Here is a 22,623-nt window from a genome sequence, read left to right as displayed (position 1 = left end):
GTGCGCACTCCGAACGGGTGGGGTGGCCCGGGCGGCAGGGCCGCCGCCCGGGCCACGTCGGTCAGCTCAGGCCGCTCGCCCAGGGGTAGCTCTTGAGGTACGGGTCCGGCTCGATCGGCTGGCCGGAGTTCCACACCTCGGTGATCAGCCCGTCCGCGCCGATCTTGCCGATCCGGGCGGTCTTGGCGATGTGCTGGGTGGTGCCGTCGACGGTGACCAGGCCCTCCGGCGCCTCGAAGGTGATGCCGTCGGCGGCGGCGCGCACCTTCTCCACGTCGAAGCTGCCGGCCTTCTCGACCATCGCCTTCCACAGGTGGACCGAGACGTACGCGGCCTCCATCGGGTCGCTGGTCGGCTTGTCCGCGCCGTACTTCTTCTTGTACGCGGCCACGAACTTCTCGTTCGCCGCGCCCGGCGTGGTCTGGTAGTAGTTCCAGGCCGTCAGCTGGTCCTTGAGGTACTGCGTGCCGATGCCCTTGACCTCCTCCTCGGCGATCGACACCGACACCACCGGCAGGCTGGCGGCGGTGAGCCCGGCGGAGGTGTACTCCTTGAAGAAGGCGACGTTGCTGTCCCCGTTCAGCGTGTTGAAGACGGCGTTCGCGCCGGACGATTTCACCTTGTTGACGATCGTGCCGAACTCGGTGGACCCGAGCGGGGCGTAGTCCTCCCCGGAGACGGTCATTCCGTTCGCTTCCGCGTACGCCTTGATGATTTTGTTGGCCGTCCGCGGGAAGACGTAGTCGCTGCCCACGAGGTAGACCGACTTCACGCCCTGGGCCTTGAGGTAGTCGAGCCCGGGAACGATCTGCTGGTTTGTGGTCGCGCCGGTGTAGAAGATGTACGGCGACTGTTCCAGGCCCTCGTACTGGACGGGATAGAACAGCAGTGCCTTGTTCTTCTCGAAGACCGGCTTGACCGCCTTGCGGCTGGCCGAGGTCCAGCAGCCGAAGACCGCGGCGACCCGGTCCTGGCTGATCAGTTTCTCCGCCTTCTCGGCGAAGGTGGGCCAGTCCGAGGCGCCGTCCTCGCCGACCGGCTCGATCTTCTTGCCGAGGACCCCGCCGGCGGCGTTGATTTCCTCGACGGCGAGCAGGATCGCGTCTCGGACGGTGACCTCGCTGATCGCCATGGTGCCGGAGAGCGAGTTGAGCAGTCCGACCTTCACCGTGTCGCCAGAGACGTCGGCGCTGACGCCCGCGGCGGTGTCGGTGTCGGTGGTCTTGCTGCCGCACGCGGCCAAGGCGGCCGCGGCGACCAGGGTCATGGCACCCGCCAGGATGCGGCGGCCCCGGATCAGTGACATCGGTTCTCCTTGCACAGAAGCGTGGAGCAGCGGTCTGGTGCGCCGATCAGTTGTCGGCGATCGTTTCGGCGATGTCGTGGTTGACGTCGGTGTCGCGGTGCGGTCCGTTGTGGATGGTGTCGGCGGCGAGCGGTCGGCGGGTGGACACCGGCCGGGCGCCGCGCATCGGATATCGGGCAGGGAAAGCTTCGATCCGCTTCGTTGCGCGGATGTTTCCCGCTCCTCAATTGACTGTTTCCGATCGCCTTCGGATCGGCACGAAGAATGCCGGCGCCACGCCGACGGAAAATCGGCGTACGGGCACCGGCATGCAAATTCCCGACGCTCTCGGCGGCAATTACCGCCTCGCGTCACGGCGCGCGTGAATTCCGGATCCATCCTGGATGCTTCACGCAGGAAGCATCTTAGGCGGCCGATGGGTCGGCCTGTCAAGGCACCCGGGTCACAGCTCGGCCAGGACGGTGAAGTCCAGCCTGTCCGCCTCGGCCAGGTAGATGCGCTGGCGGACGTGCCGGCGCCGCAGGCGCAGCTCGCCGCGCGGCCCGTCGTACGACACCACGTCGGCGGACGCCTCCACCGCGCGTACGTCCAGCGTGCCGGCCTTCGCGATCAGCGCGGCGAGCAGCATGACCCCCTCGTAGCAGGACTCCCCCAGGCTGCCCAGCGGCGGCGCCTCCACCCCGAACCGCCGCCCGAACGCGCCGTGGAAGTCCAGGTTCTCCGGGGTGACCAGGCCGGCGAAGAAGCCGGCCGTGCTGAACAGCCGCCGGGTGGCGGTCGCCCCGCTGGCCAGCAGCATGTTCTCGTCCATCAACGTGCTCAGGCGCAGGCACCGCTGGTCCAGACCGGACCGCGCGAACGCCCGGTTGAAGCGCACCGCGTCCGCGCCGACCAGGAGCATCAGCACCGTGTCGGCGTCGCTGCGCTCGATCCGGCCCAGCACCTCGGCGAACGCGTGCGTCTCCAGGGGCAGGAAGTGCTGCCCGACGACGCGGCCGCCGCTGCGCAGTGCGTACCGCCGGGCCGCCCGCGCCGTCCGTCGCGGCCACACGTAGTCGTTGCCCACCACGAACCAGCGCCGCGCCCCCAGCTCGCCGGCGAGCAGCCGCATCGCGGGCCAGAGCTGCGCGTCCGGCGTCTCGCTGGTGAGGAAGACCCCTTCGGTACGCTCGCCGCCCTCGTACAGTGCCGTGTAGACGTACGGCACGCGGTGCGCGATGCGCGGGGCGACCGCCTGGCGCACCGAGGAGATGTGCCATCCGGTGACGCCCTGCACGGCGCCCACCGAGACCAGCGCCTCCACCTCGGCGGCCACCTCGGCCGGGGGCGCGCCGCCGTCCACCGGCACCAGCCGCAGTTCCCGGCCCAGCACCCCGCCGCGGCGGTTCACCTCCTCCACCGCGAGCTGCGCGCACAGCTCGCAGCTCGGCCCGAACATGCCGGCCGGCCCGCGCATCGGGTAGACCAGCGCGACGCCGACCACGTCCCGGTCGACGGTGAGCCAGGACGCCCCGGCGGTGCGGCGCTCCCCCGCCCACGGGCGCCCGGACCCCGGAACCGGTGCGGACATGAACATATGGTGGCCGTACGCCATCGGCGCTGACCAGCGCTCCCCACCCAGCGGGACGGCTCGGTACGATGGCGGAGCCACCGCCAGGCGGGAGAGCCATGTCTGACCGTCCCGGAACGCCAGCCGACCTGCTTCGGCTGCTCACCCGCGCCGAACGCCTCCTGTCGCACCGAGTCGGCGCGCTCCTCGCCGCCGAGTCGCTCAGCATCGAGGCGTGGCGCGTGCTCTGCCTGCTCTCCGACGGCCTCGGCCACCCGATGACCGAGGTGGCCGCCGAGGCGTCCCTGCCCCCGGGCACGCTGACCAAGCTGGTCGACCAGCTCGTCGACCGCAACCTGGTGTTCCGCCGGGTCGACCCGCTCGACCGGCGCCGCATCCGCGCGTACCTGACCGCCCGGGGGCGGCGCGAGCACGAGCGCGTCGACGGGTTGGTCCGCGCCAACCTGGCCGAGCTGGCCACCTCCGCCAACGCCGACCTGGCCCGCCACCTCGACGCCCTGATCGGCCGGTTGGACCCGGCCCGCCGCCCCGTCCCGGCCACCGCCTGACCGTCAGGCTTCGGTTTCCCGGCTCATCCGGGCCGGTGAACTGAGTCCTCTCCGTCCCGGATCGCGTTCCGTACCTCCTCATTCGCCGACGTCGGGTCGTAACCGGTGGCGCGGAGCAGGTCGCTCGCGGCGGTGCGGAGCTGGGTCACCACCGCATCTCCGAAGTCGTTGACTCCCCGGGCTCGGGCTCGTCCGGCCGCCTGCACCGCATCGCGTACCTTCTGCTTGGTCCCCTCGGGGGGACGCCCGGCCCGGTGCTCGCGGCGCAGCGACTCGACCCCGTCGGCGAGGTGGCCGACGCCCACGGACAGGTCGGGTTGGATCGGCTCGTCGTACTGCAGCGCCAGCGCCGACCGGCGGGCCAGCCCTCGACTGTGTTCGATGACCCGCTCCAGGTAGACGGTCGCGTGGGCGAAGCGCTCCACATCCTGGCGGCGCCGCCAGCGCGCCGGCGCCAGGCTGACCACCTCTTCGGCGCCGCTGAGCGCCTGGTGCATCCGGTCGAGGTCGGGTCCCAGGCCGCGGAGCGTGTCCAGCGCCCGGACCGCCCGCTGCTGATCGTGGGTCGCCAGCGCTGAGCTGACCTCCCTCAGCTGGTCGGCGAGGCACCCGTAGATCGGGGCCGCGTCGCGGTCGAGGATCCGCATCGGGTTGATCGGCAGCAGCAACATGACCACCACGAGTCCGACGGCGCTGCCGACCGCCGCCTCGACGATCCTCGGCCATTCGAGGTTCTGCTGCGCCGGTGCCAGGGTCGCCAGCAGCACCGCCGTACCGCCGGCCTGCCCGACGGCCGACCCGCTGCCCCCGAACAGCAGGAGCGTGGTCAGGATGGCGCAGGCGACAACGAAACCGGTCTGCCAGAAGCCGGTACCCAGAAGTGTCAGCAGGAAGTCGGTGGTGACGATACCCAGTCCGACGCCGAGCAGCAGTTCGCCGGTGCGGCGGGCACGCTGGCCGAGCGCGGCGACGATCGTACCCACCGCGGCGGAGGGCGCGAAGACCGGCGAGGAGTTGCCCAGCACGTCGTGGCCGATCCACCAGGCCAGCGCGGCGGCGAGCCCCGCCTGCAGAGAGATCACCAGAGCGACCTCGAGCTGGTGCAGCCGCAGCCGACCCGCCTGGCCACCTCGACCCCGGGCCCGGCCCGCGGCGACCTTCACCTGCTCAGCCCCGCGATCGAGCCGGGACCGGTCAACGTGTCGCCGGTGGTCGTCAGCACTCACCGACCACTCGTACCATGCGGCGGTCCACGGAGTCCGGCCAACCGAGGAGGCCACCACAGGTGACGATCGCCGTGTGCCCGCGGGCGGATCAGATCGGCGGCGTCAGGCTCTCCCGCAGGGTGTGCGCGTCTCGGGCCGTCGCGGTCCACAGGGTGGCCCGGCCGCCGGCCAGCGGCAGCCGGGCGACGGCCCCGCCCACGGTCACCAGGGGCGGCCCGGCCGGCCGGCCCGGATCCACCACCAGCAGTGTGCCGGTGGCCGGCGCGCCGTCGAGCACGGCCGGCCCGGACCAGCCGGGCGCGTCCGGCCCGACCGCGAGGGACTGCCGCAGCAGGGGACGGCCCCCGTGGTCCACGCTGGTGCGGACAACCGCGTCGCCGGACGGCTCGCCGTGCCGGCCGCAGACCAGCTCGTCCCGCCAGAGCAGCGTCCCACCGTCGGCCACCTCGACGCTGGAGTCCGCGACGTGCGCGCAGCCGGCCACCGCGACCAGCTGCTCGGGCAGCCAGTGCAGGCTGGCGCCGGCCGCCACACTCGCCCGGACCCGCATCCGGGAGACGGCGCCGGGGTGGCCGGGCTGGGCCACCGAGGCGGCCACCGTGTGCACCCGGACCGCCGCGCCAGGCCCCACCTCGACGTCGAGCCGCAGGTCGTCGCCGGCGAGCGGCCCGGCCGCCCCGCCGACGACGTACACCGTCACGCCACCGCCCCGGCCGGGCACCTGGCGCAGCAGCACCGGGGGTTCCCCGCGCAGCTCCGGCAGGATGGTGCGACCGCGACCGTCGGTCCGGGCGACCAGCCGGGCGGTGGCCCGCATCAGGCCGGTCCGGCGGGCACGGCGACGGACACCCGGTGGTGCGCCACCTCGTGACGGATCCAGTTGGCGACCCGCACGGCCAGCGGGTCCTGTGCGATGGAGAGGAACACCGTGGGCAGGTCGCCCCGCCGGGCCCGGGCGTCCCGGTCCATCACGGACAGATCCGCGCCGACCATCGGCGCCAGGTCGGTCTTGTTGATGACCAGCAGGTCGGCGGCGGTCACCCCCGGCCCGCCCTTGCGGGGCACCTTGTCCCCGCCGGCCACGTCGACCACGAAGATCTGCCGGTCCACGAGGCCCCGGCTGAAGGTGGCGGTCAGGTTGTCCCCGCCGCTCTCCACCAGCACCAGGTCCAGCGGGCCGACCGCCTCGGCCAGCTCGTCGACGGCGTCCAGGTTCGCACCGATGTCGTCGCGGATCGCGGTGTGCGGGCAGCAGCCGGTCTCCACCGCGCGGATCCGCGCCGGGTCGAGCACCCCGGCCCGCTTGAGGAAGTCGGCGTCCTCGGTGGTGTAGATGTCGTTGGTGACCACGCCCAGCCGCAGTTCGCCGGCGAAGGCCCGACAGAGCGCCGCGACCAGGGCGGTCTTGCCGGAGCCGACCGGTCCGCCGATGCCGACCCGCAGCGCACGGCCGGCGGGGGCGAGCGGCGCGTGCGGGTCGACGCCGGGCTCGGGATGGGTGTGCGGAACGGACTCGTCGTGCTCGATCTCAGGACGCAAAGAGACGCACCTCCCAGGTGGCGTGGACTTCGGCATGGATGTCGGCGAGCGGCGCGGCGGCGGCCGGCAGCTCCGCCGGCGGGCCGTCGGCGGCCCGCCCCGCGTCGGCGGCGGTGGCGTCGCAGGCGCCCGCCAGGGTGACCAGCAACGCCTGGACCTGGTACGGGTCGAGGCCGAGCAGCCGCACCCCGGCGCTGGCCGCACCGGTCACCGTCCCGTAGGCGGCGGCCAGCGCGGTGTCGGCCCGGCTCAGCCCGGCGGCAGCGCCGAGCAGCCCGAACACCAGCGGCTGGTGCGGGCCCACGCCGCCACCCGGCAGGTCGCCGAACGGGGCGTCCGGCCAGATCGCCCGCCCGGCGCGCAGCAGCGCCCGGCCCTGCCGGCGGGACACCGTCCGCAGCGCCGGTGCGGCGGTACGCGCGTCCAGCTCGGCGTCCAGCACGGCCAGGACGGCCGCCCGGTCGCCGGCCGGGACGGCCCGGTGCGCCGCCGCCGCGAACGCCGCGCCGACCAGCCCCGCGGTGGCGAGCCGACCGCGCAGGAACGCCGCGAGGGTGGCCAGGTCGGTGACCCGACCGGCGGCGACGGCCGCCTCCAGGCCACCGGAGTGGGCGTGCGCCCCGGCGGGGAAACGCCCGTCGGCGAGGAGCAGGAGCAGGCTGCGCGTGCCCATCAGAACAGGAAGTACCGCTGGGACATCGGCAGCTCCGGCACCGGATCCGGCTCCACCACCGCCCCGTCGACGCGGACGGTGAAGGTGTCCGGATCCACCTCGATGTGCGGCATCGCACCGTTGTTCGGCAGGTCGGCCTTGCCCCGCGACCGCACGTCGGCCACCGGGACGACCCGCCGCCGTACGTCCAGCCGCAGCCCGGCGTCGAGCGCGGCCGGCGCCACGAAGGCGAGGCTGGTGGCGGCGGGCGCCACGCCGTAGCCGCCGAACATCGGGCGCGGCAGCATCGGCTGCGGCGTCGGGATCGACGCGTTCGCGTCGCCCATCTGGGCGTACGCGATGAAGCCGCCCTTGAGCACCAGGTGCGGGCGGACGCCGAAGAAGGCCGGATCCCACAGCACCAGGTCGGCGAGCTTGCCCGGCTCGACCGAGCCGATCTCACCGTCCAGGCCGTTCGCCATGGCCGCGCAGACGGTGTACTTCGCGACGTACCGCCGGGCCCGGTGGTTGTCCGCCGCGCCGTCGCCGGGCAGCGCGCCGACCCGGGCCTTCATGACGTGCGCGCTCTGCCAGGTCCGCAGGATCACCTCCCCGACGCGCCCCATCGCCTGCGCGTCCGAGCCGATGATCGAGATCGCGCCCAGGTCGTGCAGCAGGTCCTCGGCGGCCATCGTGGACGGTCGGATCCGGCTCTCGGCGAACGCCAGGTCCTCCGGCACCGCCGGATTGAGGTGGTGGCAGACCATCAGCATGTCCAGGTGCTCGGCCAGGGTGTTGCGGGTGTACGGGCGGGTCGGGTTGGTCGACGACGGCAGCACGTTCGGCTCGCCGGCCACGGTGATGATGTCCGGCGCGTGGCCGCCGCCGGCCCCCTCGGTGTGGTACGAGTGGATGGCCCGCCCGCCGATCGCCCGCAGCGTGTCGGCCACGAAACCGGCCTCGTTGAGGGTGTCGGTGTGGATCGAGACCTGCACGCCGGAGGCGTCGGCCACCCGCAGGCAGGCGTCGATCGCGGCGGGCGTCGTGCCCCAGTCCTCGTGCAGCTTGAAGCCGCCGGCCCCGGCCCGCAACTGCTCCCACAGCGCCTCGGTGGAGACCGTGTTGCCCTTGCCGAGCAGCAGCACGTTCACCGGGAACGCGTCGAGGGCCTCGTGCATCCGGGCCAGGTGCCAGGCGTTCGGGGTGACCGTGGTGGCCCGGGTGCCCTCGGCCGGCCCGGTGCCCCCGCCGACCAGGGTGGTGATGCCGCTGGCGAGGGCCTCGGTGACGATCTGCGGGCAGATGAAGTGGACGTGGGTGTCGACCGCCCCGGCGGTGAGGATGCGACCGTTGCCTGCGATCACCTCGGTCGCCGGACCGATCACCAGGTCGGGATGGACACCGTCCATGGTGTCCGGGTTGCCGGCGCGGCCCAGCGCCACGATCCGCCCGTCGCGGACACCCACGTCGGCCTTGACCACGCCCCAGTGGTCCAGCACCACCGCACCCGTGATCACCGTGTCGAGGGCGCCCTCCGCGCGGGTCGCCCGGGACTGGCCCATCGACTCGCGGATGACCTTGCCGCCGCCGAAGACGGCCTCGTCGCCGCCGGCACAGTGGTCCTGCTCCACCTCGATCAGCAGGTTGGTGTCGGCCAGCCGGATCCGGTCACCGGTGGTCGGCCCGTACAGGGCGACGTACCGGTCCCGTGCGACCGCGCTCATGCGGTGGGCCCTCCGTTCGTACCGTCGGAGCGGTCGTCGGAGTCGGCGGCGCGACCCCGGGCGCGGCCGTCGAGCGGGCCGGCGCAGGCACCCCGCAGGCCGGGCACGACCCGCGCGCCGCCCAGCGGGACCAGGTCGACCTCCCGGCTGACACCCGGTTCGAAGCGCACCGACGTCCCCGCCGGCACCGCCAGCCGGTGCCCCCAGGCGGCGGCCCGGTCGAAGCGCAGCGCCGGATTCGCCTCCGCGAAGTGGTAGTGCGACCCCACCTGCACCGGGCGATCGGCGGTGTTGACGACGAGCAGGGTGGTCACCGGCCGCCCGGCGTTGATCTCGACCGGACCGGGAGCGGGCAGGACCTCGCCCGGGATCACGGGATCGGGTGGTGCACCGTCACCAGCTTGGTGCCGTCCGGGAACGTCGCCTCCACCTGCACCTCCCTCAGCAGCTCGGGGACGCCGTCCTGCACGTCGTCCCGGCCGAGGACGGTGCGCCCGGCGGACATGAGGTCGACCACGGTGCTGCCGTCGCGGGCCCCCTCCAGCAGGAAGGCGGTGATCACCGCGACGGCCTCGGGGTAGTTGAGTCGCAGGCCACGGTCGCGCCGCCGGCGCGCGACGTCGGCCGCGACGTGGACGAGCAGGTGGTCCTGCTCGTGCGGGGTGAGATACACGGGTGCTCCCGGTGGGGTCGGTGCGTCCCGGCCCGGAACCGGGCGCACGGCGCCCAGGGCTCACGAGCTGGGGATCACACGGACGCTGACCGGCGCCGGCGGGACGATCCCGGGACTCCACCATCCCGGGCCGCTTACGCGCCACCCAGCGGTCGTCGGCTGCGGACCGCACCGCGCCACCGCTGAGCAGACCGTAGAGGATGCGTGGCCGGCGGAGCAACCAGCGGAATGCGCAGGACCGGGTGACTCGTCGCCGGCATCCGGCCGATGGCCGGTCCGGAGCATTGAGTTGACCTGCGTGGCCTGTCCGGTCGGTAACGCCGTGGCCGGGTGGAAGGAAGGGCCCCTGCTTAACGCCTCGCGTTGTAGAAGGGGCCCTTCCTAACACCTCAGGCGGCTGAGCCCGGCCGGCGGCCAGGCTCCGGTCACGAGGGCCGGTTGCGCTCCTGGCTGAGGCGCTCGTCGAGGCGGCCCAGCTCGTAGATGGCGTTGAGGTCGGTCGGCAGCCGGGACACGTTGTCCGGTGCCGGCTCCGGGTCCGGGCCGGTGGGACCAGGCGCGGCGGCGGAGCGTTCCGGCGCCACCGGGGCTCCGGCTGGGACCCTGCGCCGCCGCAGGGCCAGCAGCACCGGTACGGCCGCCACGCCGACGGCGAGGGCGTACACGAGGAGCCGGCCGGTTTCGCCGCCGCTGTCCACCGCCGGACCCGGCAGTGCCTCCGGCGGATCGCTCGCGGCCGACCCGGTCGGCGTCGGCTCACCCGGGGCGCGGACGCCCGCGCCGCCGCCGGTGCGGCCCGGCACCGCGTGAGCACCGTCGGAAGTGGGCGCTGCCGGCTGGGCCGAGGCCGTCGCTGCCGGCTCCCCGGAGGTCCCGGGCGCCGAGGGCGTGCCGGCGCTCGGCGTGGCACCCGGCGACGGGCTGCTGCCACCGTCGAGCAGATCGCCCACCAGCCCCCCGACTCCGCCGAGCAGACCCCCGACCACCCCGCCAGAGGGCGACGGCTCGGGCGAGACGGAGGGCGTCGGGGCGGGAGCGAGCGCCAGGGTGAGAGCGAGCGCGGCCACGGCAGGCATGTTCACCTCGGAGGGATCGGGCGTGGTCCGCACCGTACCGCACTCCGTGAGCGGACGGTGACACCACACCGGCCCTCCGGGGCGTTAAGAAGGGCCCCTTCTACAACGCGATGCGTTAAGAAGGGGCCCTTCCTTACCGTCAGGCGGGGAGGCCGCCGACCTGGGTGTTGATCCAGGAGCGGATCGACGGCAGGTCACCGTAGATGGACGGGCCGGTGGCGCAGGTCGCGTTGTTGTTGCCCGACCGGCTGGTCGCGCCGATCAGGTTCCACACACCGCCGATCCGGCGCACCTGCGGGCCGCCGGAGTCGCCGTAGCAGGCGCCGGAGTTGCCGCCGGTGTTGTTGGTGCAGATCTCGTACGGACCGTTGATGCCGATGCAGCGGCTGTCCGACACGATCGAGGTGTCCAGCTCGTGCGCGATGGTCGGCGCGGAGCCGCAGCCCCGGTTCGGGCAGGTCAGGCCCCAGCCGATGATGCGGGTGGCGGTGCCGACCGCACCGGAGGTCGTCGGGATCGGCGCCGGGGCGTACGAGACCGAGCTGGACAGGGCCAGCAACTTGACGTCGATCGTCGGGTGGCTGACCGAGCGGCTGACCCGGACCACCGTTCCGCCGCTGGTGCGGTTGACGCTGCCGACGCGCACCGAGGACGGCGTCGGGCAGTGCCGTGCGGTGACCACCCAGTTCGCCTTGATCAGCGTGCCGGTGCAGCCGGACGTGTAGACCAGCCACGGGTAGTTCTCGGTGGCCGGCCGCCCGCCCACCACCAACGGCGTGACATCGTCGGAACCCCAGGTGAAGGTGCCGGTGGTCACCGTCGCGCGGCTGCCGGCGAACAGTGAGTTCACCCGCGAGGCCTCGGCGCTGCTGGGGTACGCGTTGCGGCACGAGACCGGTGCGCTGCTGCCGGACATGAGGTCGGAGCAGAGGCCGGTACGCCGGTCGGGCAGGCCGAGGATGTGGCCGAACTCGTGGCTCGCGATGCGCGTGCGGTCGTACCCCTGGTTCACCGCGGTCCAGCCCATCCAGATGCGGCCGGAGCCGAGTCCGGTGACCTGGGCGCGCGGCCACCCGCTGTCGACGTAGATGGTGACGTTGCCCGGCGTACGCGGGACCAGCCGGACGTTGCTGACCGAGCTGTTCCAGATCTGGGCGGCCTGGTCGAAGTTCGTGCGGAACTCGCCGGCCCGGCTCGCGTCGTAGTAGACGGTGCGGGCGGCGGAGGCCGGCGCACCGGTGGCGACCTGCACCCCGGCCGCCGCGAGCACCGCCGCCAGCACGGCTCCGGCCGCGCGCAGCAGTTGTCGTCTGAGCATCTCACTCCCCTGTCGTCGGCGGCAGCGCCGCCATCCATCGATGTACGTGGATGTTAGATCGACCTACGCCGATGTCCCGACATAGCGGAAGAGTCATACCGGCCGACGCGCCCTGGTCCACGCGCGCCCACCCGCAGCGGGCCCCACTCACTGTTACGTGGCCGTTACGCCACGGCGAAGGTGGCGTGGCGCACCGCCGCCACGGTGAAACCGGGTCCCGCGAGAAGCGCGACCGACGACACCGGGACCGGCGACGACGCCGGACCGTCGGCATCCCGGCGGTGGGCCGGGAACAGCCACGAACGGCAGGAGGAGACAGATGCGGATCAAAAGTGGACTCATGGTCCTGGTGGTCGTACTCACCGGACTGGTCGCCGGCGCGGGCACCGGCACGGCCGCGCCGACCGGCACGACGAAGGCGGCGGCGACGGGCTCGCCGTACTGCGGGATCACCTGGGGCAGCCTGACCAAGTCGGCGGGTTCGCTGAGCACCGCCCCACTGGTCGACGTGCGGACCGGGCGGCACGACTGCTACGACCGGGTGGTCTTCGAGTTCGCCGGCCCGGTGACCGGCTACACGGTCGCCTACGGCGAGACCTGGACCGAAGGCGAAGGACTGCCGCTGTCGCCGTACACCGCCGGGGACGAACTGCTGCGGGTCTCGTTGCAGGCCCCCGCGTACGACGACGAGCACGTCGCCACCGTCCCGTACCGGGTCGGCGAGCACACCGCCAACCTGCTGCGCCACCGCACGCTGCGCGACGTCGTGTTCGGCGGCAGCTTCGAGGGCTACACCACCTTCGCGGTCGGGGTGCGGGCACGGCTGCCGTTCCGGGTGTTCGTCCTGGCCGGCCCCGGTACGCACAGCCGGATCGTCCTCGACGTGGCCCACCAGTGGCAGGAGTGACGACGGCGGAGGGTCCGGCGCCGCCCGGACCCTCCACACCGGCCGTTTCGCCAGGTCAGCCGGGGCCCCAGCGGGGCTACGCTCAGCGCATGGAAGGCCGGGTGCTGGTCGTCGAGGACGATGCCTCCATCCGTGAGGTCACCGCCCTCGGCCTACGGCGCGCCGGCTTCCGGGTGGACACCGCCGTCGACGGCCGGTCGGGGCTCGCGGCGTGGCGCGCCCGGCCGGTCGACCTGATCGTCCTGGACGTCATGCTGCCCGGCCTGGACGGCTTCGAGGTCTGCCGGGAGATCCGGCGGACCAGCCAGGTCCCGATCCTCATGCTGACCGCCCGGACGGACACCATCGACGTGGTCGTCGGCCTCGAATGCGGGGCCGACGACTACCTACGCAAACCCTTCGACCTGCCGGAACTGGTCGCCCGGGTCCGCTCGGTGCTCCGGCGGGCCACCACCGCGCCGGCCCCCGGCACCATCGAGATCGGTGGGCTGGAGATCGACCCGGCCAGCTTCGTCGCCCGCAAGGACGGGCGGGACCTCGCGCTGACCGCCACCGAGTTCCGGCTGCTCCTGGAGCTGGCCCGCCGGCCCGGCCAGGTCTTCACCCGGGAACTCCTGCTGGAACGGGTGTGGAACCACGACTTCCTCGGCGACTCCCGGCTGGTCGACGTGGCGGTGCAGCGGCTGCGCGCCAAGGTCGAGGACGACCCGGCGAACCCCCGGCTGGTCCGGACCGTCCGGGGCGCCGGCTACAAGTTGTCACCGACGTGAGGGAGGTGCCCGGTGCGGACAGCGGACCCGGTCGTCCCCGGTCGCCTGCGGCGCCGGCTGACCGTCGCGTTCGTCCTCGTCGCCGGTGTCTCCGCCGGGCTGCTCGCCGGCGGGTCGTACGCGCTGCTGCGCCAGGCCCGCTTCGACGCCTCGGTGCAGCAGGCCGCCGCCGACGCCCGCTACCAACTGGTGCTCGCCGGGCAGTTCGTGCCGCTGACCGCGCAGCGCCGGGCCGACCTGCTCACCAGCTTCGAGCGCAGCGGCCGGCACGTGGTCCTCGTCGACGGCGAGGCGTACCCCTCGAACCCGTCGTACGCGCCGGCGCCGGGCGCGGGGCTGCGGGCGACCGTGGCGGCCGGCCAGCTCGGCTACGAGCGGTCGGCGCCGCAGGCCCGACCCCGGCTGCTGGTGGTCGGCGGTCGCGTCCCCGGCTCGACCGCCGAGCTGTACGTGGTCACCGTGGAGGACGACATCGCCGCCGGCCTCGACCAGCTCCGTACCGCCCTGCTCGCCGGCTGGGTGCTGGTCGTGCTGCTCGCCGCCGCGGTGGGGCACACCCTCGCCCGCCGCACCCTCGACCCGGTCGGCCGGGCCAGCCGGGCCGCCCGCGCGCTCACCGAAGGGCTGCTCGCCACGCGGCTGCCGGTACGCGGCCGGGACGAGTTCAGCGTCTGGGCGGCCTCGTTCAACGAGATGGCCGAGGCGCTCCAGGACCGGATCGAGGCCCTGTCCCGGGCGCAGGCCCGGGAGCGGCGGTTCACCGCCGACGTCGCACACGAGCTGCGTACCCCGGTCACCGCCCTGGTGGCCGCGGCCTCGCTGCTCGGCGACCACCTGGACCGGCTGCCCGACGACGCCCGGCGCGCCGGGGAGCTGCTCGTCACCGACGTGGTCCGGTTGCGCCGGCTGGTCGAGGACCTGATGGAGATCTCCCGCCTGGACGCGGGGCGGGAGGCGCTCGCCGTGACCACCGTGGACCCGGCCGCCCTGCTGCGGTCGATCCTGCGGGCGCGTGGCTGGGCGGACCAGGTGACGGTCGACGCGGCGCCCGTCGACCTGCGCACCGATCCCCGCCGGCTGGAACGGGTCGTCGCGAACCTGGTCGCCAACGCGGTCGAGCACGGCGGCGGCCACGTGCGGGTGGGCGTCCACCGTGCCGGCCCGGAGGTCGTCTTCGACGTCACCGACCAGGGTCCGGGCATCCCCGCCGAGCACCTGCCCCGGCTGTTCGAACGCTTCTACAAGGTCGATCCGGCCCGCTCCGGGCGCGGCAGCGGGCTCGGCCTCGCGATCGCGTGGGAGAACGCCCGCCTGCTCGCCGGCCGGTTGAGCGTGTCGAGCGTCCCCGGCGCCGGTACGACCTTCCGGCTGGCGGTCCCGCAGGCGCCGCCCGACGCCGCCGGGCCACCGCACGAGACCGGGCCCGCGAGAGACAGCGTGCCGCGGAGCCGCGGCGACATCGCGCCGGCCGACGCGATCGGGAAGGCCGGCACGCGACAGGAGAGAGCGCAGCCGGGAGGTGCGCCATGAGGCGAGGTGCGATCGCGCTGACCGTCGCCGCCCTGCTCGCCGTCGGTGGCTGCGCCGAGCCCCGGTCCGGCTCGCTGGGGCCGGCACCGACCGCGGCGCCGCCGGCCGCGTCGACCCCGCCCGGCGCCGTCACCCCCGCGCCGTCGAGCACCGGCCCGGGCCCGACCGGCCCCTCCGGCCCCGGTGCGGCCACCACGCCGCCGGCTCCGACCGGCCCCACGGCAGCGCCGACCGGCACGGTCACGATCGAGCTGTGGTACGTCCGCGACGGCCGGATCGCCCCGACACGGCGTACCCGTCCGGCCACCGTGGCCACGTCCCGCCTCGCGCTGACCGAACTGGCGACCGGGCCGACCGCGGCCGAGCGCGCCACCGGCCTGGCCACCCTGGTGCCCGCCGGCACCGAGGTCAGCCGGATCGCGGACGGGACCGCCGTGCTCGGGGTGCTGCCGACCACGGGCGGGCCGGCGGCGGTCCGGCTGCGCGAGGCCCAGGTGGTCTGGACGCTCACCCAGTTCCCCACCGTGCGGCGGGTCCGCTTCGGCACCGCAGGCCCGGTCGACCGCACCGACTACGCCGACCTGCTGCCACCGATCGTCGTGACCACGCCCCTCATCGGTGCGCGGGTCACCAGTCCGGTCACGGTCGCCGGAACCGCCGACGTGTTCGAGGCGACGGTCAGCGTCCGCGTCCTCGACGCCGGCGGCCGGGAGATCGCCACCACGTTCACCACCGCCACCTGCGGCACCGGCTGCCGGGGCGACTACCGGGTGGCGGTGAGCTACCGCGTCGACCGGGAACAGGCCGGCACCGTCGAGGTGTACGAGGTGTCCCCGGCCGACGGCTCACGGACCAAGGTCGTGGCGGTCCCCGTACGCCTCACGCCCCGCCGCTGAGCCGGGTGGACTCGTCTCGGTTGAAGATGCCCCGGGCTCAGCTGTCATCGGCCAGCTCTGAAAGTTCCACCAACGGCAGCCTTTCGGCCAACCCGGTCCACCCTGCTCGTCGAGCGGTGCGGAAACGGTGGCAGAGACAGCAAACAACGTCACACTTCGCAATTTCCGCCATGAGCCGGCTCTTGCCAATGCCGTTTCGCGCCTCCGCGATCGAGAAAGACTTCACCTCGCCCTCGCGGTGGTCAAATTCCATAGCAAAGAACGGAAACTCCATGCCGCAGTCAGCGCAGGGTATGGCCTTGAGCTTTGCTAGCATCTCGGCGCGTTCTCGACGGCGCCTTGCGTTTCTCCGCCTGTAGACATCCCTGTTGTTCTCGTACCATCGACGCCGCGCCGCGCGTGCAGCTTCAGGATTCCTGCCGACGCCGGTGCCGTGATTCCAGCCCTGCCCCTTGAAGTGGGAGACGTCTAGCCCCAGATGTTCCGTCCTGGCCTTGAGAGCCCGGAATGAATTTCCCCCGGTACTGATACGCAGTCGCAGGGCGACTTGCCGCCAGGAGGTGACCGCGGCTATTGCTTCCTTGAGGTCCTCGTCGTTCCACCGAGGCTTAACGCCAGGCATGCCCTCCCCCGGGTTGAAGTTGGTGTCACTGTGGACATCGACGCCGCGATCGCTAGGCCCGATGCTAGACAACAACCATGAATAGTTCAGCCCGCATCACCGGTCCGTGTGGATTACTTGCGCCGCCGCCCCAAGCAGGAGTCGGACAAGGTCTCTCCGGTTTTGTGGACCGCCGCTCTCTCCGCTGAGCCAATGCGGGCGGCCGGCGCCCGCCCCCCGACGGGCGCCGGCACGGTGTGTCAGCCCTTCACGCAGACCACCTGCTTGAGGTGCGCCACCACCTCGACCAGGTCCTCCTGCTGCGCCATCACCTCGGTGATGTCCTTGTACGCGCCCGGGATCTCGTCGACCACCCCGGCGTCCTTGCGGCACTCGACGCCGGCGGTCTGCGCGGCCAGGTCGGCGGTGCTGTACGTCCGCTTCGCCTGGGCCCGCGACATCCGCCGCCCCGCGCCGTGGGACGCCGAGTGGTACGCGTCCGGGTTGCCCCGTCCCCGCACGATGTACGAGCCGGTCCCCATGGAGCCGGGGATGATGCCCAGCTCGCCCCGGCCCGCCCGGATCGCCCCCTTGCGGGTGACCAGCAGGTCGACCCCGTCGTAGGTCTCCTCCGCCACGTAGTTGTGATGGCAGCTCACCGGCTCGTCGTACCGCACCTGCGGGAACCGCTCGCGGACGACCTCGCAGAGCACGGCGAGCATGACCGCCCGGTTGCGCCGCGCGTACTCCTGCGCCCACCACAGGTCCCGGCGGTACGCGTCCATCTCCGGCGTGCCGGCGAGGAACACCGCAAGGTCCCGGTCGGGCAGGTCGGCGTTGTGCGGCAGGTGCCGCGCCACCGCCATGTGCCGCTCGGCCAGTTCCTTGCCGATGTTCCGCGACCCGGAGTGCAGCATCAGCCAGACCCGGCCGGCGTCCGCGCCACCCTGCTCCAGGCAGACCTCCACGAAGTGGTTGCCGCCACCGAGGGTGCCCATCTGCCGCCGCGCCCGGGTCTCCAGCTGGGCCACCCGGCGGTCCAGGTCACCGAACCGCCGCCAGAAGTCGTCCCACCCGCGCTGCTCCAGCCCGCGGATCCGCCGCGGATCCACCGCGTCGTCGCGCTGGGCGAAGCCGACCGGAATCGCCGCCTCGATCGCGGACCGGAGGTCGGCCAGGTCGTCCGGCAGGTCGTCCGCGGTGAGCGAGGTCCGGACCGCGGACATGCCGCAACCGATGTCCACACCGACCGCGGCCGGCGACACGGCCTGCCGCATGGCGATGACCGAACCGACGGTGGCGCCCTTGCCGAAGTGGACATCCGGCATGACGGCCACGCCCTCGACCCAGGGCAGCGCACCGATGTTGCGCAGCTGGCGGGCCGCCTGCGGCTCGATGCCGTATGGGTCGGTCCAGACCCGGACCGGCGCGCGGGTGCCCGCCAGCGGGGTGAAGCCCATCGTCGTCTCCTCGTGTCGTGAAACTGTTAAGAGGGGACCCTTCCGCTACCGGAGGCGTTAACAAGGGGCCCTTCCTTACACCTCGGGCAGGAAAAAGCCGCCCGGACCCGGTGGGGTGGGCGGCGGTGGGCTCCCTCGGCTCGGTGCGGGCTCGCGGCGAGGACCCTACGGCCGGCGTGGGGTGACCGCAATGGATATTGGCCGGGCCGGCGGCGATAGGGTCGTGCCCATGCGGACCAAGCAGGAGCTGGGCGCGGCCATCCGGCGGGACCGGCGGGCCGCGCTGGTCATCAACGCCCGCTCCCGGCGGGGTCGGCAGCACTACGAGCGGGCACGGGCGCGGCTGGTCGAGTCCGGTTTCGACCTGCTCGGCACGTACCCGGTCGACCGGCCCGGGCAGTTGGAGGAGAGCCTCGCCGAGGCGGTCGGCCTCGGGCCGGACCTGCTCGTCGCCGGCGGCGGCGACGGCACGCTGAGCACCGCCGCGCGGCTGCTCGCGCACCGGGACGTCGCGCTCGGCGTGCTGCCGCTGGGCACCACCAACAACTTCGCCCGCACGCTCGGCCTCCCGCTCGACCTGGACGCGGCCGTCGCGGTGCTCACCGACGGGAAGGTGGTCGACGTCGACCTCGGGCTGGTGGGCAACCTGCGGTTCGCCAACCACGTCGGCGTGGGCCTGTCCGCCGACGTGATGGCCAGCACGCCGCCGCGGCTCAAGCGGCTCGGCGGCCGGCTCGCGTACCCGGCGACGGCCCTGGCGCTGCTGGCCCGCCACCGTCCGCTGCGGGCCAAGGTGCGGGCCGAGGGGCGGGAGCACGAGTTCGTCACCCACCAGCTGTACGTGGCCAACGGCGGCTTCCACGCGGGCCGGCCGATCACGGCGGACGCGAACGCGGACGACCGGTTGCTGGTCGCGTACCCGGTGGGCGGTCCACACCGGCGCGACCTGCTGCGCGACACCGCCCGCAACGCGGCGACCGGGCACCGCCGCACCCTGGGTGACGATCCGTTCCTCGCGGTGGGTCAACTCTGGCTGGAGACGGACCGGCCGGCGCCGGTGGAGGTCGACGGCGAGTTGTACGGCGAGACCCCGATCCGGATCGGCCTGGACGCCAACGCGTTGCGGGTGGTGGCAGCCGCCGACAGCGCCGACCGCTGAACCGCGCCGTACCGGCTAGGCGTCGGTGCCCGTGGCCCGAAGGATGCGCCCGCCACCCCGGCGTGCACCGCGTAGCATCGGCTGCCGTGGCCCTGCTGCGCGTTGACTTCCACTCCGACGTCCTCGGCCTCTCGACGTCGATGACGGTGATCCTGCCGCAGCGCACGGCCTCGCAGATCGGCATGGCCGGCGTCGCGCCGGCCGGTGACCCGCCGGTGCTCTACCTGCTGCACGGCCTCACCGACGACGACACGATCTGGCTGCGGCGCACGTCGATCGAGCGGTACGTGGCGCCGCTCGGCCTGGCCGTGGTGATGCCCCAGGCGGGGCGCAGCTTCTACCGCGACGAGGAGCACGGCAACCGGTACTGGACGTTCCTCACCGAGGAACTGCCGGCGGTCTGCGACGACTTCTTCCGCCTGTCCCGCCGGCCGGAGGACACGTACGTCGCCGGCCTGTCGATGGGCGGGTACGGGGCGGTGAAGTGGGCGCTGCGCCACCCGGACCGGTTCGCGGCGGCGGCGAGCCTGTCCGGCGCGCTGAACGTGGCCAGCCGCCGGCACCACCCCACCCGGCCGGTCGACCCCGGCGTGTGGCACACGGTGTTCGGGGAGCGCGCGGTCGCCGGCACCGACGACGACACGGTGGCGCTGCTCGACCGGTACGCGGGCGGGCCGGCGCTCTACGTCGCCTGCGGCACGGACGACTTCCTGTACGAGGACAGCCTGCGCTTCGTCGACGTCGCCCGCGCGCGGGGTGTGCCGCTGACCGTGGACTTCTCCCCCGGCGACCACGACTGGGCGTACTGGGACGCGAAGATCCAGGACGTGCTCGCCTGGCTGCCGCTGCGCGAGCGGCCCACCGGCTGAGCGAGCGGCCGGCTGAGCGAGCGGCCGGGTGAGCCGCCGGCGGCGTGCGCAGGCGGAGCGGTCGGCGGTGGCCGGCCGACGTCGTGCCCGGTTCCACCGTTCGGCCGCCGGTTGACCGCAGGCGCTACGCTGACCGGCGGTGTGCCGGGAAGTCTGGTCGGCGAGTCGTGAGCCCCGACGACCCCGGGAGGCTGCCGTGAGCGCACCCGCCATCCGCACCGAACGCCTGACCAAGCGGTACGGCCCCCTGGCCGCCCTCGACGGCCTGGACCTGACCGTTTCCGCCGGCGAGGTCTTCGGCTTCCTCGGCCCGAACGGCGCCGGGAAGTCCACCACCATTCGGCTGCTGCTCGGGCTGGCCCGGCCGACCTCCGGTCGGGCCTGGATCTTCGACGTCGACGCCGCCGACGTCGCCGCCGCGCACCAGCGGCTCGCGTACGTGCCGGCCGACGTGGCGCTCTGGCCGCGCCTGACCGGAGCGGAGGTGCTGGAGCTGCTCGGTGCCGTCGGCCCGGGCGTCGACCGGGCCTACCGGAGTGAGCTGGTGGAGCGGTTCGCGCTCGACCTGTCGAAGCCGGCCGGCACCTACTCGACCGGCAACCGCCAGAAGGTCGCGCTTGTCGCCGCGTTCGCCACCCGCGCCCCGCTGCTGGTCCTCGACGAGCCCACCAGCGGGTTGGACCCGCTGATGGAGCGCGAGTTCCGGCGGGCGGTGGCCGACGCCCGCGCTGACGGGCGGACGGTGTTTCTCTGCTCCCACCAGCTCGCCGAGGTGGAGGCGGTCTGCGACCGGGTGGGGATCCTCCGCGCCGGGCGCCTGGTGGACGTGGCGGCGGTGCCGGACCTCCGGGCCCTGCACCGCACCGAGGTCCAGGTCCGGTTCGCCGGCCCGGTCCCGGATCTCACGGACGTTCCGGGCGTGCAGGCGGTGGAGGGCACCGGCGAGGGGGCCGTGCGGTTCACCCTGAGCGGGCCGCCGGGTCCGGCGCTGCGGCAGATCGCGGCGGCCGAGGTCAGCGCGGTGAGCATGCGGGAACCCTCCCTGGAGGAGATCTTCCTCGACTACTACGGGGAGGACCGGTGACCACCGTGGCGGCGCGGGCCGTCACCAGTTTGGCGGCGCGCCAGGTCCGGCGCGGCGCGCTGGTCGTCCTCGCCGTCACGGCCGGCATGTCCGCCCTGGTCGCCGCCACGTACGAGAGCACCATGGGCACCGAGGCCGATGCGGCGGCGCTGGCCGCCCTGGCGGAGAACCCGGCGATCCGCACCCTGTTCGGCGAGCCCGTGGCGCTGAATACCCCCGGCGGCTTCGCCGTCTGGCGCACCGGCACGGTGCTCGCTGTCCTGCTGTCGGTGTGGGGGCTGCTCGCCGCCACCCGGATCACCCGGGGCGAGGAGGAGTCCGGCCGGTGGGGTCTCCTGCTCGCCGGGCGGCTGGCCCTGCCGACCGTGCTGCGCCGGCACCTGCTCGTCCTGGCCGTGGTGATGGTGGCCGTCGGCGCGGCCGTCACCGGCGCGCTCACCGCCGTCGGCACCCCGGCCTCCGGGGCCGTACTGCACGGCGCCGGTCTCGCCCTGGCCGGGATGTTCGCGGTCGCGCTGGCCGCTCTCGCCGCCCAGGTGTTCCCCACCCGGGCGGGGGCGACCGGTGCCACGGTGGCGGTGCTCGGCGTCGGGCTGCTGGCGCGGATGGTGGGTGACGGGGTGGAGGCGCTGGCCTGGTTGCGGTGGCTGTCGCCGTTCGGGCTGCTGGCGCTGACCCGGCCGTATCTGGACGACCGGGCGTTGCCGCTGGTGGTGCTGGGTGCCGCCGCGGTCGCGGTCGCGGCGGCGGCGGTGCTCGTCGCCGGGCGCCGGGACGTCGGCGGCGGGCTGCTGACCGGCGCCACCGGGCGGGCGCCGCGGCTGCGCCTGCTCCGCTCGGTGCCGGCGTTCGCCCTGCGCCGGTCGCTACGCCCGCTCGCCGGTTGGGCGGCCGGTGTGGGCGCGTACTTCCTGCTGATCGGTGTGGTCGCGACGTCGATGACGCGGTTCCTCAGCGACAATCCGCGCTTCGCCGATCTGGCCGCCCAGGCCGGCTTCTCCGGGTTGGGCAGCGTCCGCGGATACGCGGCCACCCTGTTCGCCCTGCTCGCCGTGCCGGTCGGCACCTTCGCCGCGGTCCGCCTGGCCGCCTTCGCCACGGCGGAGGTGGAGCGGCGGTTGACCCCCCTGTACGCCCTCCCGGTCACCCGGCTGCGGGTGCTGGGTGCCGAGGTGGCCACCGTCCTGGCCGGGTCGGTGGTGCTCCTCGCCGTCGCGGCGGCGACCACCTGGGCCGGGGCGGCGGTCGTCGACGCGGACCTGCCGCCGGGGGCGGCGCTGGCCGGCACGCTGAACGTCCTGCCGGTCGTGCTGCTGTGCCTGGGCGCCGCGGTGCTGGCCGTCGGGTGGGCTCCCCGGGCGGTGGCCGCCCTCGGCGCCCTGCCCGCCGCCGGCGGTTTCCTGCTCCAGGTCGTCGCGGACAGCGTCGGCGGACCCGCGTGGGTGGCTGACCTGTCGCCGTTCGCGCATCTCGCGGCCGTTCCCGCCACCGGGCCGAACTGGCCGGCGGCGCTCACGATGGCCGGCCTGGCGCTGGTCGCCGCCGGCGTGGGCGCCGCCGGCCTCCGGCGGCGGGACCTGCGTGGCTGAGCCGGGCGGCACCCCGCCGGCGGGGCCCGGCCCGGCCCCGCCGGTCGATCCGGCGGGCAGCGGGGCGAGGTGGGTACGCAGGAACCGCAGCGCGGCCACGTCGTCGTCGACGCCGCCCGCCTCGTG

At 73.9% G+C, this 22,623-nt stretch carries 22 protein-coding genes; 9 read left to right on the top strand and 13 right to left on the bottom strand.

All coding sequences use genetic code 11. The features are described 5' to 3' along the window. Positions 1-61 precede the first annotated feature (61 nt). Positions 62-1,306, bottom strand: coding sequence for an urea ABC transporter substrate-binding protein (urtA, locus tag ACN26Y_RS21060; protein ID WP_155331946.1), 1,245 nt, complete (start codon positions 1,304-1,306; stop codon positions 62-64). Positions 1,307-1,748: 442 nt separating this feature from the next. Further along, a complete protein-coding gene (locus tag ACN26Y_RS21055) occupies positions 1,749-2,876 on the bottom strand; it encodes a substrate-binding domain-containing protein (RefSeq protein ID WP_422733336.1) in 1,128 nt (375 codons plus the stop codon). A gap of 98 nt (positions 2,877-2,974) precedes the next feature. Between ACN26Y_RS21055 and ACN26Y_RS21050 the strand changes: the two genes are divergently transcribed. Then, positions 2,975-3,424: a MarR family winged helix-turn-helix transcriptional regulator gene (locus tag ACN26Y_RS21050; RefSeq protein ID WP_155331944.1), complete on the top strand. Its 450-nt coding sequence runs from the start codon at positions 2,975-2,977 to the stop codon at positions 3,422-3,424. A 23-nt stretch (positions 3,425-3,447) separates the two neighbouring features. Here the strand turns inward: ACN26Y_RS21050 and ACN26Y_RS21045 are convergent, their stop codons facing one another. From ACN26Y_RS21045 to ACN26Y_RS21005, 9 genes are all read right to left on the bottom strand, one after another. After that, complete coding sequence (locus ACN26Y_RS21045; RefSeq protein ID WP_230688683.1) at positions 3,448-4,506, bottom strand: FUSC family protein; 1,059 nt, start codon at positions 4,504-4,506, stop codon at positions 3,448-3,450. Positions 4,507-4,738: 232 nt separating this feature from the next. Then, positions 4,739-5,467, bottom strand: a complete 729-nt coding sequence (locus ACN26Y_RS21040) for an urease accessory protein UreD (RefSeq protein ID WP_422733335.1) — start codon at positions 5,465-5,467, stop codon at positions 4,739-4,741. Then, positions 5,467-6,225 carry an urease accessory protein UreG gene (gene ureG, locus ACN26Y_RS21035; RefSeq protein WP_370463264.1) on the bottom strand — a complete coding sequence of 253 codons (759 nt, stop codon included), beginning with the start codon at positions 6,223-6,225 and terminating at the stop codon, positions 5,467-5,469. The genes ACN26Y_RS21040 and ureG overlap by 1 nt, the downstream gene beginning before the upstream one ends. Further along, positions 6,179-6,862, bottom strand: coding sequence for an urease accessory protein UreF (locus ACN26Y_RS21030; RefSeq protein ID WP_155331941.1), 684 nt, complete (start codon positions 6,860-6,862; stop codon positions 6,179-6,181). Before ACN26Y_RS21030 ends, ureG begins: the two co-directional genes overlap by 47 nt. Then, positions 6,862-8,565 carry an urease subunit alpha gene (locus ACN26Y_RS21025; RefSeq protein WP_422733334.1) on the bottom strand — a complete coding sequence of 568 codons (1,704 nt, stop codon included), beginning with the start codon at positions 8,563-8,565 and terminating at the stop codon, positions 6,862-6,864. Before ACN26Y_RS21025 ends, ACN26Y_RS21030 begins: the two co-directional genes overlap by 1 nt. Continuing rightward, positions 8,562-8,939: an urease subunit beta gene (locus ACN26Y_RS21020; RefSeq protein WP_155331939.1), complete on the bottom strand. Its 378-nt coding sequence runs from the start codon at positions 8,937-8,939 to the stop codon at positions 8,562-8,564. The genes ACN26Y_RS21025 and ACN26Y_RS21020 overlap by 4 nt, the downstream gene beginning before the upstream one ends. After that, entirely contained in the window at positions 8,936-9,238 is a 303-nt protein-coding gene (locus tag ACN26Y_RS21015) for an urease subunit gamma (protein ID WP_422733333.1), read from the bottom strand. The genes ACN26Y_RS21020 and ACN26Y_RS21015 overlap by 4 nt, the downstream gene beginning before the upstream one ends. A 425-nt stretch (positions 9,239-9,663) precedes the next feature. After that, complete coding sequence (locus ACN26Y_RS21010) at positions 9,664-10,305, bottom strand: hypothetical protein (protein ID WP_155331937.1); 642 nt, start codon at positions 10,303-10,305, stop codon at positions 9,664-9,666. Positions 10,306-10,453: 148 nt separating this feature from the next. Then, positions 10,454-11,632: a snapalysin family zinc-dependent metalloprotease gene (locus ACN26Y_RS21005; RefSeq protein ID WP_155331936.1), complete on the bottom strand. Its 1,179-nt coding sequence runs from the start codon at positions 11,630-11,632 to the stop codon at positions 10,454-10,456. A 319-nt stretch (positions 11,633-11,951) separates the two neighbouring features. On the opposite strand from ACN26Y_RS21005, the gene ACN26Y_RS21000 reads away from it, so the two are divergent. From ACN26Y_RS21000 to ACN26Y_RS20985, 4 genes are all read left to right on the top strand, one after another. Then, positions 11,952-12,539, top strand: a complete 588-nt coding sequence (locus ACN26Y_RS21000; protein ID WP_196255644.1) for an AMIN-like domain-containing (lipo)protein — start codon at positions 11,952-11,954, stop codon at positions 12,537-12,539. A gap of 89 nt (positions 12,540-12,628) precedes the next feature. Next, positions 12,629-13,309, top strand: coding sequence for a response regulator transcription factor (locus ACN26Y_RS20995; protein ID WP_155331935.1), 681 nt, complete (start codon positions 12,629-12,631; stop codon positions 13,307-13,309). A gap of 12 nt (positions 13,310-13,321) precedes the next feature. Further along, positions 13,322-14,839 (top strand): sensor histidine kinase, encoded by a 1,518-nt coding sequence (locus ACN26Y_RS20990; RefSeq protein WP_155331934.1) that lies wholly within the window; start codon positions 13,322-13,324, stop codon positions 14,837-14,839. After that, the gene (locus tag ACN26Y_RS20985) at positions 14,836-15,735 is read left to right on the top strand and encodes a Gmad2 immunoglobulin-like domain-containing protein (RefSeq protein WP_155331933.1); all 900 of its coding nucleotides are present in this window, start codon (positions 14,836-14,838) and stop codon (positions 15,733-15,735) included. The genes ACN26Y_RS20990 and ACN26Y_RS20985 overlap by 4 nt, the downstream gene beginning before the upstream one ends. 37 nt (positions 15,736-15,772) lie before the next feature. Here ACN26Y_RS20985 and ACN26Y_RS20980 read toward each other — a convergent pair whose 3' ends face one another. Further along, positions 15,773-16,009 (bottom strand): hypothetical protein, encoded by a 237-nt coding sequence (locus ACN26Y_RS20980; protein WP_422733332.1) that lies wholly within the window; start codon positions 16,007-16,009, stop codon positions 15,773-15,775. 587 nt (positions 16,010-16,596) lie between these two features. Then, positions 16,597-17,796, bottom strand: a complete 1,200-nt coding sequence (locus ACN26Y_RS20975; RefSeq protein WP_155331931.1) for an RtcB family protein — start codon at positions 17,794-17,796, stop codon at positions 16,597-16,599. A 229-nt stretch (positions 17,797-18,025) separates the two neighbouring features. Here ACN26Y_RS20975 and ACN26Y_RS20970 point away from each other — a divergent pair, with 229 nt between their 5' ends. From ACN26Y_RS20970 to ACN26Y_RS20955, 4 genes are all read left to right on the top strand, one after another. Then, a complete protein-coding gene (locus ACN26Y_RS20970; protein ID WP_155331930.1) occupies positions 18,026-18,955 on the top strand; it encodes a diacylglycerol/lipid kinase family protein in 930 nt (309 codons plus the stop codon). A gap of 86 nt (positions 18,956-19,041) precedes the next feature. Then, complete coding sequence (locus ACN26Y_RS20965; RefSeq protein WP_155331929.1) at positions 19,042-19,824, top strand: alpha/beta hydrolase; 783 nt, start codon at positions 19,042-19,044, stop codon at positions 19,822-19,824. A 196-nt stretch (positions 19,825-20,020) separates the two neighbouring features. Further along, positions 20,021-20,908, top strand: coding sequence for an ABC transporter ATP-binding protein (locus ACN26Y_RS20960; protein ID WP_230688682.1), 888 nt, complete (start codon positions 20,021-20,023; stop codon positions 20,906-20,908). Next, the gene (locus ACN26Y_RS20955) at positions 20,905-22,497 is read left to right on the top strand and encodes a polyketide antibiotic transporter (RefSeq protein ID WP_155331928.1); all 1,593 of its coding nucleotides are present in this window, start codon (positions 20,905-20,907) and stop codon (positions 22,495-22,497) included. Before ACN26Y_RS20960 ends, ACN26Y_RS20955 begins: the two co-directional genes overlap by 4 nt. The last annotated feature ends 126 nt before the right edge of the window (positions 22,498-22,623 follow it).

The sequence above is a fragment of the Micromonospora sp. WMMD558 genome (assembly GCF_049315255.1).
Lineage (GTDB): Bacteria > Actinomycetota > Actinomycetes > Mycobacteriales > Micromonosporaceae > Micromonospora.
The sequence above is the reverse complement of the archived record's forward strand: the minus strand, read 5'-3'. Positions and strand labels throughout refer to the sequence as shown.

Coding starts and splice junctions, on each gene's coding strand:
- ACN26Y_RS21040 (WP_422733335.1), bottom strand. CDS start 5,467: ATGCGGGCCACCGCCCGGCTGGTCGCCCGGACCGACGGTCGCGGTCGC.
- ACN26Y_RS20985 (WP_155331933.1), top strand. CDS start 14,836: ATGAGGCGAGGTGCGATCGCGCTGACCGTCGCCGCCCTGCTCGCCGTC.
- ACN26Y_RS20980 (WP_422733332.1), bottom strand. CDS start 16,009: ATGGAGTTTCCGTTCTTTGCTATGGAATTTGACCACCGCGAGGGCGAG.
- ACN26Y_RS21030 (WP_155331941.1), bottom strand. CDS start 6,862: ATGGGCACGCGCAGCCTGCTCCTGCTCCTCGCCGACGGGCGTTTCCCC.
- ACN26Y_RS21000 (WP_196255644.1), top strand. CDS start 11,952: ATGCGGATCAAAAGTGGACTCATGGTCCTGGTGGTCGTACTCACCGGA.
- ACN26Y_RS20975 (WP_155331931.1), bottom strand. CDS start 17,796: ATGGGCTTCACCCCGCTGGCGGGCACCCGCGCGCCGGTCCGGGTCTGG.
- urtA (WP_155331946.1), bottom strand. CDS start 1,306: ATGTCACTGATCCGGGGCCGCCGCATCCTGGCGGGTGCCATGACCCTG.
- ureG (WP_370463264.1), bottom strand. CDS start 6,225: ATGCCGAAGTCCACGCCACCTGGGAGGTGCGTCTCTTTGCGTCCTGAG.
- ACN26Y_RS20995 (WP_155331935.1), top strand. CDS start 12,629: ATGGAAGGCCGGGTGCTGGTCGTCGAGGACGATGCCTCCATCCGTGAG.
- ACN26Y_RS20970 (WP_155331930.1), top strand. CDS start 18,026: ATGCGGACCAAGCAGGAGCTGGGCGCGGCCATCCGGCGGGACCGGCGG.
- ACN26Y_RS21005 (WP_155331936.1), bottom strand. CDS start 11,632: ATGCTCAGACGACAACTGCTGCGCGCGGCCGGAGCCGTGCTGGCGGCG.
- ACN26Y_RS21055 (WP_422733336.1), bottom strand. CDS start 2,876: ATGTCCGCACCGGTTCCGGGGTCCGGGCGCCCGTGGGCGGGGGAGCGC.
- ACN26Y_RS21050 (WP_155331944.1), top strand. CDS start 2,975: ATGTCTGACCGTCCCGGAACGCCAGCCGACCTGCTTCGGCTGCTCACC.
- ACN26Y_RS21025 (WP_422733334.1), bottom strand. CDS start 8,565: ATGAGCGCGGTCGCACGGGACCGGTACGTCGCCCTGTACGGGCCGACC.